This window comes from Leeuwenhoekiella sp. LLG6367-2.1, assembly GCF_045055775.1.
In the GTDB taxonomy this organism is placed as follows: domain Bacteria; phylum Bacteroidota; class Bacteroidia; order Flavobacteriales; family Flavobacteriaceae; genus Leeuwenhoekiella; species Leeuwenhoekiella aequorea.
Window position 1 is genome coordinate 2,386,035 of record NZ_CP159331.1, and the last position, 11,648, is coordinate 2,397,682.

The 11,648-nt window shown below is 40.4% G+C and carries 5 protein-coding genes; 1 reads left to right on the forward strand and 4 read right to left on the reverse strand.

Going from position 1 to position 11,648, the window contains the following annotated elements:
* Nucleotides 1–175 precede the first annotated feature (175 nt).
* Nucleotides 176–1,111, forward strand: a complete 936-nt coding sequence (locus ABVM53_RS10855) for a glycoside hydrolase family 43 protein (protein ID WP_405325966.1) — start codon at nt 176–178, stop codon at nt 1,109–1,111.
* 33 nt (nt 1,112–1,144) lie between these two features.
* On the opposite strand, the gene ABVM53_RS10860 is transcribed toward ABVM53_RS10855, so the two are convergent.
* Genes ABVM53_RS10860 through ABVM53_RS10875 form a run of 4 tightly spaced genes read right to left on the reverse strand, consistent with a single transcriptional unit; the run spans nt 1,145 to nt 11,634 of the window.
* Entirely contained in the window at nt 1,145–3,295 is a 2,151-nt protein-coding gene (locus tag ABVM53_RS10860) for a hypothetical protein (RefSeq protein WP_405325968.1), read from the reverse strand.
* An 8-nt stretch (nt 3,296–3,303) separates the two neighbouring features.
* Nucleotides 3,304–6,948 (reverse strand): DUF4450 domain-containing protein, encoded by a 3,645-nt coding sequence (locus ABVM53_RS10865; RefSeq protein WP_405325970.1) that lies wholly within the window; start codon nt 6,946–6,948, stop codon nt 3,304–3,306.
* A complete protein-coding gene (locus ABVM53_RS10870) occupies nt 6,945–9,833 on the reverse strand; it encodes a sugar-binding domain-containing protein (RefSeq protein ID WP_405325972.1) in 2,889 nt (962 codons plus the stop codon). Before ABVM53_RS10870 ends, ABVM53_RS10865 begins: the two co-directional genes overlap by 4 nt.
* Before the next feature lies 1 nt (nt 9,834).
* Nucleotides 9,835–11,634, reverse strand: a complete 1,800-nt coding sequence (locus tag ABVM53_RS10875; protein ID WP_405325974.1) for a rhamnogalacturonan lyase — start codon at nt 11,632–11,634, stop codon at nt 9,835–9,837.
* Nucleotides 11,635–11,648: the final 14 nt, after the last annotated feature.

An 11,648-nucleotide genomic window follows, 5' to 3' on the forward strand; every position in this document is an offset into this window, starting at 1 on the left:
GGTCGTAAAATTTTAGACTGTTTGAGCCAAACGATTTTTGATTTACCTAAAATGCTTAAAGCGAGTTTCTAAAATTTAGACGTCGAGCAATAAATTTAGCTAGAGTTTCACAAGTCTAGATTTTTTTGGTTCGCTTTTTCATCGATGGAAAAAATGAACATTAATAATTAAAGTTATGATCAGACTCTTCACCCTTAGTTTCATACTACTATTCTTGTTTTCCTGTAAAGCTCAAGAATCCGCTTATTTATTCACCTACTTTAAAGGTAATGGAGAAGATGGTTTACACCTGGCATACAGTACTGATGCTTTACATTGGGAATCATTAAACTTGGACGAGTCTATTTTGACTCCAGAGATTGGTGAGCAAAAATTAATGCGTGATCCTGCAGTAATTCTTGGAGGTGATGGTAAATACCATATGGTGTGGACTACTGGATGGACAGAACGGGGTATAGGGTATGCCTCCTCAAAAGATTTAATTAACTGGTCTGAGCAGCAATTGATTCCGGTAATGCAACACGAAGAAAACGCTCGTAACTGCTGGGCTCCAGAGATCACCTACGATGCTAAAAATGAGGAGTACATGATATATTGGGCAACCACCATTCCCGGATTGTATCCCGAAACCCAATCTGAAAAAGACGCCGGTTACAACCATCGCATGTATTATACCCTAACTAAGGATTTTAAAGAATTTACAAAAGCTAAAGTGCTTTATGATCCTAGTTTTAATTCTATTGATGCAAGTATTCAATGGGATGGAAAGCAGTATGTGATGTTTTTAAAAGATGAAACCCGCGAGCCGGCTCGTAAAAATTTAAAAGTCGCATTCGCGGAAAATTTAACCGGTCCCTATTCTGAAGCCAGCGAACCCATCACTGGAAAGTATTGGGCAGAAGGACCTACGGCTTTATATGTAAACGGAAAATGGATTGTGTATTTTGATAAATATATCGATCATCAATACGGTGCTGTACAGTCTTCAGACTTAAAAACCTGGACAGATATTTCAGATCAAGTTACTTTTCCGGATGGTATACGCCACGGGACTGCAATTAAAGTTTCGCCAGCATTTTTGGAAAACGTAAAAACTGTCTTAGCAAGATAATATCAAAAACCCTTTATTAAGTAGCTTATGCAATTAAAAAAACGGTTTTAGACCTTCCCATTTCACATCCCAGCTTCCATCTTTTGGGAAGCCGGGATTTTTTATTTTATTTCCATCCCAACCGGCGCACATCATTGCAACAGCGGTTAATAGTCCGCCATTTCCTGGCATATATAGAGTTAAACGCTCTTCTTGATAGTTGTGTCCATTTTTGAGGTATGTATTGGTCTGCACATCCATAAACAAGGCATCAATTGCTTTCTGTGGCATTCTCAATCGAGTAGCAGTCATCGCAGTCATAGGAAAATCCCACCCCCAAGTATCTTCCCAAGTCCATATCTCCCACACTTTATTAAATGTATGTTGCATTGTGGTTTTATCAAGTAAAGTAGTTGCAGGCAGCATCCCATAAGCTCCTAAAACCGAAGGGTGATCGGTTAAAAACTCAGGATTGGTATAGGAGTCTGTAGCACTTTCTGTCGCCAAGTAGTAATCTTCCTGAATCGGTAGTTCTGAAAGTTTACTTAATACTTCTTTCCATTTTTCAGGTACAGGTTCACCTATACGTTCTTTCCATTCTATAGCGGTTTTTAAGCCCCAGTTCCAATAGGCGAGTTCGTAGGTTGGGTTAAAGGTTTCTGTTTTTTCAAAACGTTCCTGTGCAGGAATCACCGGCGGACCTAAAACATAGCGGTCATTTTTTTCATCATAATCAGGAAACGAAGCCATAAATTCTGCTGTAGCAAACACCCGGTCTTTATAGTTTTTTAATGTAGTTTTAGTAGCGTCTGCACGGTACACTAATTCGGCAAAGGTGATAAAATGCGGTTGTTGCCATACCAAAAAAGCACCAACCGATGAAGGTCCTTCATCCCCATAAGGGTCGGTCATTTTTTGCCATCTTGCGCCTTCAAAACCTTGTCGGAATGCAAGTTTTTTAGCATTTTCAAAAGCGGTGTTATACCATCCTAAACTGTTCTCCAGCAATTCTGGTCTTCCCCAAAGCGCATAATGAACTCCGTGCCACCAGTGCATTTCTAGATGAGGTTTGCCATACCAACTGTTATAGGTTAAACCGGTTTCCTGAGGTGGCATATTGCCGCTAGTTTGCGCTTTGGTCAAATATTGTGATAGCACCACGCGACGCTCCAGTTCATTTGCTCTGGAGTCTGTACTGCCAGAAAAATCTACAATCCCTCCGCTTTCCCAAAACTGTTCCCACCCTGTAGTGCTGCTTGCGTGTACGGTATTTGCAGTGGCTAATTCATCAATTTTTTTATCAGAAAAGGTACAGGTAAATGTGATTTTTTCGCCTTTAGGGACTATACTAAAATAGTGCTGTTTCTTTTCTATAACTTTTGCATCACCTTCCCATTTTAACCCCACCGTATACGACAGCGAATCTAACGAGCGATTGATTGCCGCAGTGTTGTCATAATTTGTGGTAAGCGTACTGGTATAGTGTTTAGGATTTTTCCAATGAGTGCCATAATCAGACCACTGGGTAGTGGGTGCAGGAAAGCGCAAGCGTATTTTAAGTTGGCCCGTATTGAGTAGTGCAGATTCTACGGTAACACCTATCGCATCCTGCTCCTGACTACAAGAGGTAATCACTTTTACCGGAACGCCTTCTACTTTAAAATTACTAATTAATATTCCCGTCCATAAATCTAAGGTTTGATTAACAGCCTCTATATCTTCTGGTTTTACAGGTGTTCCATCTTTTTTGGTGATATCAAAACCCAAATTTCCTAAATGCACCCGATGCGGATTGGATCGGTAATATTCAGCGGCATCTTTGGCATGCTGAGGTGTCTTTACTTGTGTAGCATAAGATACTTTTCGGCCATTTTGATCATAATCTAATAGCGTTTCTTTAAAATCGAAAGCTTCTGTATTGGGGAATGCATTCCAGCCCCAATTGGATTGTGTTCCTAAGGGAATTCCTTTTTCGTAGAAATCGGGAAACGTCTGCAAGCCGGTAACATCTGTTGTAAAGGCAAAATTACCATTACCCAGCGCTAACGACGCCAGTGTGTCAATCTCGGTTAGATGTACATTGTGACGCGAGACTACAGCTTTGCGATCTATTTTAGTTTCTAAAGTAGTTTCTTTTTTAATTTCCTGAGTGCAGGCTAATGTACACCCGAGGAAAATCAGACTAAATAGCTGTTTAAGATTCATAATTTTAGTTAGCGTTGTAAGGTGAGACTCATCAAACCGATAATCACATCATTGGTAATACTTTCTATGTGTATACTTTGTAGCGTTTTTTTCGCATCCAGCGGAAGATCTAAAAGTGTTCCTGCTCCACCATCAATTCCATACTGCGTAAAACCGTGAATGTCTGTATAGTCATCAAATTCCCGGGTTATTTCTCCTGTTTTAAATAGGAGGCGCGGAGGTTTTGGAGCGTCGGTTGTAAATGCATAGCCGTCTGTGTAATAATCTTGCTCAATGGGCCACCAGTTTTCTGGATTTTTTAGACGCAGCATATCTGAAGTTCCATCGGTATAGGTTACGGTAACCCTGCCATTTTCCATTCGGGTCTGCATTGGGTTTGTGGTACCTGTCATAATCAAGTAAGCGTGGCTTGCTTTTCCCGTAAGTGGTATGGTAATCGTGTCTGGATAGGTATCCCATTTTGAGGTGAAAACTACATTCTCATCAGCTGCTTGCGGTGCTGTTTTAAATGGTATGTATTGTGGACTCTTTATTATTCCTGTAGGTGCTGCTACCTTGCGTAAACCACTATCGTCTATAATTATCTCATCGGAAATGTTAGGATAACACCAATTGCCAATTCCTGTTGTGGGCAGTTGTAGTGTAGGTGATTCTGGTCGCGGACTCCAATACTGTGGTTTGAAAATTTGGTTTACGACAGCATTAAAATGATTCGATAAATCAACAAAATCAAATTTAGGTTCTTGGTAGATGGGAATGTCCCAGTTAGTAAATGCCAACTCAAATTTCTCACCAGAAGATGAAACAAACCGTATTATATTTGTTCCGGGAACCACTTCTGAATGTGGAATTTTCAGTTGTTTGTTCGCTGATGGTGCAAATTTTATTTTTTGTAGTTGGTGGGTATTTATTTGTAGAGTGCCTTCTAAAGTTTCTGTGCTATTGCTTTGTAAATTAATTGTTGCGGTTCCAGAAGAATATTGGTTATTTATAATTTTTAATTTTGGAATAACCTCAAACATTATCGGTTGCCACCAGGTCATCTCATCGTGTTTCAGTTTTATGAAAACAGTTTTATGCCCTAAACCAGAATTTATTTTTGCTTCAATTTTCTTAGCAGAAGTATTAATTTCTAAAAGTGCCTTTTGCGGATCGTGAACTTCCAGAATTTCTGCGTCTAAAGTTTTGAGATTCAATAATTCTTCTGTTACATATTTTGTTTTTGAAGTAATACTATCTAAGGTTTGACCGCCCCATTTAATCTCAATTATATACTGCTTAGCATTACCCGCATTAATGTTTATTTGTGGAGTTCCTACTGAATTGGTATCTATAGTATAGCTTGCTTTTTTTCCATTTACAGTTAGCTTTTCAATGGTAGAATAGGCGGCATTTAATTCTAGCTGAAGATTCAAATCAGTACTAAATTTATTTTCTAAGGTATAGATTTCGGTATTGCCTGTTCTCTTAAAAGACAACGAGACATCGGGCAGTTGTAAGGAAGCCTGTTCCCATTCTTTTGGGAAACCCGGTTGTATAAGTAATTCATTATTGATGAAATTTGGCTTTATGCCAAAGAGCCCTTCAACTAATGCTCGTGCAGCAACACCTATAGGATCTGCAAAATCCCGGTAGAGTTCGCCTCGCATGGCATCATAAAACGATAACTGCTGAAAGCCGCCAGGTGATGCCCCCAAATACATACTTTCTATAAGTGCACTTTCAAAAAGTTTAAAACCCTTTTCAGGTTGACTGCCTTGCCAGTAGGCGAGTGCCATATTAAGATTCTCTGCTAGAGCGACATTGTTTACAGACCAGGTGTAAGGTTGCCAGTTGGTCGTTGCAACTAAAGAGAGATCATCATATGGTAAACCCTTAGCCGCGACAGGAATATGCGGAATCTCATTTGTCACATAATTCAAACTTTGATACTCTTGAAAATTATCTGAAATACCTTTATCAAGCGCGTGATACACCGTCCAGATTCCGGGAGTTTTGTGTAGCAGTTGATTGCCTAACGCATCTTTATATTCTGCAAAAACGCCTTGCTCAGGAAGCCAAAGTGTATTTTGAATGGCGTTTTTAATTTTTTCGGCTTCTGCCAAATAAGGTTGGGGATCTTTTCCTAAAAGCGCTGCCAATTGCGCAGTCATAAGGTTTGCACGATAATTATATGCCGACGTATACGTCACCGAACCACCGCTGTATTGCAAGGCATCACTCGCCCAGATGGTTGCATAGGCATCATAGAGTCCATCATCATTTGCATCAAAATTGCGCTTTTCCCATTTTAGATGCCGCTCAATCACGGGAAAGATTTCTTCAAGAAATTCAGAGTCATTATTCCAATTAAAATGCGTGAGCAGCTGATCTATAAAAACCAGATTCATATCATAATGATGCGCACGGTCATTGCGATTGGGATGTCTGCTAATATAGCCCTCGCTAAACAGTGCTGTGCCCAAAACTTCCTTTTGCCGTGCAAAATGACGGCTGCTGTCTAAAACTGCAGGACCGGTCTCGGGTTCTAAAACCTGTGATTTTCCGTAGCTGCTAAAGTGCGTTTTAGCACGGTCGTGCCAACCTAATACATCTGCGGCATACGCACCACGCCAGGCGTTGAGGTGCATCCGCCAGGCAACTGAACCATGTAAATACGCCGGACTTTCCCAGATAGCATCTGCTGCAGTTGCTAGGGTGCCACCCAGCGTGTTGAAGTAGGGGTTTGGAGTGGTAAGAGTTACTCTATTTGCAAGTATTTTTGCTTTATCTAACGCTTGATTAAATGCTTCTTCTGTAGTACTAGTATCTTGAGTAGTTATAGAATTTGGATTTTCAATATTCCAGTAATAGGTTTTTGAAGCATTCCGTGTAACGGTGCCAAGCACTACAGGCAGTGAATCTACAGTTGAGTTGTTTAAACTTATGGGATTTTGAATCGCAGTTGCACTACCTAGTTTTAATGAGCCTGCAGGGATTGTGCCAATAAGTGTCTTGGTATTTTTACTTGTTTTTTGATCCCAATTAAATTTAAGAGTAAACTTGTTTTTGGCTAGGGTATAGGTGTTTTGTAAGCAATATTCTGGTTGCAGGTAAAATACAGATTCGGGGTCTGCACCAATATCTCCATCTCTATGGAATTTCTTTCCGCTGGCTCCACCAAACAACCAATTGATATCAACCGTTTTTGGCAAATTGGTTTCGGTTACTTTAAGTAAAAAACCTTCGTGTGTCGCCGAAGCTACTACAGTAAGCTGTACCATCCCGTTGCCTAAAATTGCATCCCGTAATATGTATTCCATAACTCCGGGCGCATAGCGAGCTTCAATACTATCAGCTTTCGTGATCCATTTGGAGTTTTTTCCATTACTAATACCTAGTTTAAAGTTGCCGCCCATTCCCGGCATATACAAAGCAAACTCGGGTAAGTCTCCGGTTTCTACTCTAAAGCCAGTATTTGTACCGTATAACGCGCGGTTAAATTTCCGGTTTCCGTTTACTAAATGAAAATTTCTGCCGTCTGGCTTATAATGTAGCTGTCTTTTTTGATTATGCCACAACGCATTTTCTTGAGCGATTACCGATGTAAAACTTACTACAGTTAAAAATAGAGGTATTAAAAAGCGAGCTAATTTTTTGGCTGAAATACTCATTTCCCTTTGTTTTTAGGCTTCAATTCGTCAGGACTGTCATTTGTGTATTTATCAAACTGTTGCTTAGAAGGGGTTTTGAATAGATCCTCAATTAGGGCAATATGAAGGTCATTTTTCGGGTTAAATTCTGCCGAAGCCATATACTTTTGCAAGCTGTAATAAAATTGATGGGCAGCTGCATCTTTCTCGGGATCGTTAAGGTCAACACTCACCACCATCAATTTCCCGTTGCCAACTTTTGCTTCAAAAGCCATCGCAAGTCTGCGATTCATAAACCAGGTATCTATAGGTTGAATCAGCGGTTTAAAATCTGCCGGAAAGTCTTCAAGATGCATCACTTGCTGCTTATTTACAATGCTGTACCATTGCAAATCGCTGTGATATTCGGTTGGAAATTCGTTGAATAACGGATGCTCAGGATCTATTAAAATTCCTGTAGTATGTGGTGGTCGCATTTGAAACCACGAGGTATTCCAAAACACTGGGATAAAAGTTTGTATCACTTCGGCACCTTTTACAATCTTACCTGCCGCATTTAATAAAACCGTACCGCCAGCATTTAGAGTTTTTAGCGCTTTTTTGTCAAGCGAAGTACATTCATAAACTTGCGTAGTTACAGCGGGTAATTCTTTGGGATATACCCAAAAATCCCAGTGATTCTTAAATTCGGTATTTTCAATAGCTATGGTAAGCGTCAATTTTTGCGGAGTTTTGATTTCGCTAAGCGGAACTTTTACTTCACCTAAAGTTGATAAACCGAATCCTATTTCAGGAGTATCAAAACTACCTGAAGCTAGAATAGCTTCTTTTTCATTAGTAATCTGCCAATTTTGATTAGCGTTTAAAATAGTCCTACCATAATGAGAAACAAGAGCGGTAGCAGTAAACAATTCGTCATTGGTATATACAAACTTAGGTAGTTCTGCTAAAGGCACTGTAGTGTTTGCAAATTCCCGGAATGCAGTCACATCTATATAGGGTTTTGGATCCCAAAATGCATCCAACATACCCACAAGGGCAGTTCCTTGACCCGAATAATCACTTAAGGAAAGCATTTGATAGCCGGCATAATTAGGTGTGCGCAATGCTTTTTCTATATCATATTTGTAACACAACGCCTGCAACTTACCGGAAGCCATAAAAAAATCGTCTGCCTGATCAAGCATATGATGATCTGCAAGATCTTCTTCAAAAAGTTCAAAATTCTTAGCTTTAAGCGGGCCTGTATATTTTTCAGTCTCTTTAAAATTCGGGAAAACACAATACTGTCCGAGTTCATGAGACACAAACGGAACTTCAAATTGTGCGATATTTTTGGTAAAAGTTTTTAGGGTTTGTGGCGTTTCATTTTTCCAGTCGAGTCCTCGGGCACCGCCGCGTACCATAAATTCATTATTGGGTACAATCGGCCAGCTTCCACCTACAGATGCCCCTGTGTACAGGCGGCGGTTATCTCTTTGTTTCCAATACTCATTAAAGGCACTTAAATATTCAACTTGACGCCCCGTAGGTTCATTGCCATAAGCCAGCATCACATAGGAGGCGTAGTTACCGTAATGGGTTTCCATACGGTTAGTTTCTTCATAAATATAGGTATCTATGGGCCTTCCCAGGCCTAGAGCACTACCGTGATTTGCCCAACTGGGACCTTCGGGTTGCAAATAGATTCCCACTAAATCTGCAGCTTTAAAAGCAGCTTCGGGGGGACACCAAGAGTGGTATCTTACGTGATTGAGCCCGTGGTCTTTAATAGTTTTAAATACTTTTGTCCAGGAGTCTACATCCATGGGTGGATGTCCGGAAAGTGGATAAATTGCATTATCTAAAGTTCCTCTCAAAAAGACGGGCCTATCATTGATTAAGAAGGAAGTAGCTTTCGTTTTAAAATCCCGAATTCCAAATTGTAGCACTTGTTGATCTATTCCTGCGGAAGAAGATAAGGTGACTTTTGCACGATATAGCGCCGGGTCAAACTCATCCCAAAGCGCAATTTTTTCACCTAACGGAATGGTTGCAAATAGCGTATCCCGGGTTGAGCTGATTTTGAAAGATGCGGTGTAGGGTTTAAGTTTTTGAGTAGTAGTTGTATTAAATGTTTCCAGTTCAACATTTAATTTTAATTTTTCTGCCTGTTGTTTTAACTGTGCGATAGCAACTTTAAAACGAACTTCTTTTGCAGTACGGTCGGGGTATGCCTGAATATCTTCAATATAGATTTCGGGTGTGGCGATTAATTTGAGTTTACCTATAATTCCATTCCAGTTGCCTTGGGTATGATCGGTAAGGCTATGCGAATCTGGCCCTACATTAATATCTTTTATACGGTTATCAACGCGAATACTCAGCGTATGAGTTCCAGGTGTTAAGTAGCTGCTCAAATCAAATTGATGTGGTGCTACCATAGAATTTTGCATCCCTATTTTTTGAGTATCCAAATAAAGCAGCGTTTCAGTATGTGGACGTTCTAGGTAGAGGTAAATATGTTTATTATCCCAATCTTTGGGAATAGTAATTTCTTTTTGATACCAGGCTGCACCTACATATTCTTTTTCAGGTGTAAGCCAAAACGGGAATTTTACATCTCCCGCTCGACGGTATTTTTCAAATCGCGGATTGAAGTAAAACGAACTGTCATAAATACTACCTGTCCATTGGGTTTTTATGGTAATATCATTGCCTTTATTATTCGTTAACATCGAACCCGGAAGTATAATGTTGTCTTTAAGTTTGCGGGAAAACCACTGCGCGGTTGTACCCACATCGGCTGCATCGATCTCAAAACGCCAGTTGCCTTCCAGATGTAACGTATCGCTTTTCTGAGCAAAAATAGATTGCATTCCTACAAGGCTCAGGAATAAACCCAGTAATATTAATGGATTGCGCATATTAATTAGATTCAAGTTTATTTAGGACTAATTTGATGTTAGGTTTAGGTGCTTTTTGCATCCCGTAACCCATATAAAATCCTACATGAGGAGGCTGGTTGTACCCAATATTCTGCCAAGCAATACTCAATCGGTATTGCGGATCATGCATCAGGGTATATTGACGTATTGTAGTGGGAATAGAAGTAGTGTAAATACGCAATTCTGTACCGTCATCGCTAGGTAGAATTAATTCTTCACGCCAATCGCCCAGAATATCTGCGGAAAGGCTGGGAGTAGATTTTGAACCGTTTACTGAATGAGCACCTTCAGCTTTAAAAATTCTGCCTTTTCCATATTTCTCAATATAGTTGCTGTTTAAAAGTTCACGAGTAGGGTCACCATCCCACCATATTAAAAAGTTTGCAACTCGGGGAGCTCTGCCTATAGGATTGCCTTTTATATCGTGAAGATCCCGATTACCAGACCACCACATTTGTGCTCCTATGCGTGTCGAATCTATATTTGCGGCCACACCGCGGCCCACATCCTCATTAGGCTGAGCCTCAAACAATACGTTTCCGTCTTTTGCTGAATATAAGACTACTCCCGGTCCTTTTGTACCTTCTTCAATTTCATGTACCCCAAAACGTTCTAAACCGGGTATTTCAGGATCTAGATCACTTACATGAATCGCATCGCCGTGTCTAAACCCTGTGGTGTATAAACCGCTACCATCATCATCTATCGTCATCGCACCAAAAATGATTTCATCTTTACCATCTTCATCTACATCTGCAACCGAAAGGTTGTGATTACCCATCCCTGAGTAGGGATTTTCCCCATTTTCCGAATCAAAGGTCCAGCGGGAGTGTAATTGATTATTTTTAAAATCAAAAGCTGCCAGTACAGTACGTCCATAATAACCTCGGCCCATTATAATACTCGGGTGTACTCCATCAAAATAAGCAACACAAGCCGTAAAGCGATCTACCCGATTCCCGGTATTATCATTTCTGCCATTACCACCGGCTCCACCCCATGCACCAATGTTTCCACGCTCGGGGATATAGTCTGTGGTTGCAACAGCTTCACCGGTTTGACCATTAAAAACCGTAAGATATTCTGGGCCTTTTAAAATTTTACCAAAGGTGCGGGAGCGCTCATCAGTATCGCGCCAATCTGCTTGGGGGTCACCAATTACTTTTCCTAATGCATCTGTCGTGCCGTCTGCGGTTTTGCATACCATTTCGGCTTTACCATCACCATCAAAATCATAAACCAAAAATTGGGTATAATGTGCTCCTTCACGTATATTTTTTCCTAGACTTAGTTGCCAAAGCAAGGTGCCGTCTAGCTCGTAGGCCTGAAAGATAGGAGGGTCTGTTAATCCACGATGTGAGTTGTCGTGACCCTTGCCGGTCATATGCACAATAAGTTCATACTGCCCATCACCATCTAAATCACCTACAGCTGCATCGTTTGCGTTATAGCCATCAATTTTAGTAAGGGGTAACGATAAATAGGGTTTTATAGCAGCGTTAGGCTTTATTGTGAATGTGCCAGGTTCATTATTTTCTATGTTTTGTGTCACCGATTTTACAAACCACATGTTTTGGATCTTTAGGTTTGCAGTAGTGTCTTTAAAGAAAGTGCGATTTAAAATTGGCTCTTTATTTAATTTAACAGATTTAGCATCTTCAGATTGCCGATAGACATTAAAGCTAAGTTCTTCTGCATCTGTGCCTAAAAACCTCCAGCTTACAATTACTTCCCCATTTCCTTGGGCAAGTGCAACTACACCCCGGTCTAGATATTCCATCTGGCGTTGTTGGG

Bases quoted from the DNA above. Each gene is read 5' to 3' on its own strand.
- ABVM53_RS10855 (WP_405325966.1), top strand. From the start codon at position 176: ATGATCAGACTCTTCACCCTTAGTTTCATACTACTATTCTTGTTTTCC.
- ABVM53_RS10860 (WP_405325968.1), bottom strand. From the start codon at position 3,295: ATGAATCTTAAACAGCTATTTAGTCTGATTTTCCTCGGGTGTACATTA.
- ABVM53_RS10865 (WP_405325970.1), bottom strand. From the start codon at position 6,948: ATGAGTATTTCAGCCAAAAAATTAGCTCGCTTTTTAATACCTCTATTT.
- ABVM53_RS10870 (WP_405325972.1), bottom strand. From the start codon at position 9,833: ATGCGCAATCCATTAATATTACTGGGTTTATTCCTGAGCCTTGTAGGA.
- ABVM53_RS10875 (WP_405325974.1), bottom strand. From the start codon at position 11,634: ATGGAATATCTAGACCGGGGTGTAGTTGCACTTGCCCAAGGAAATGGG.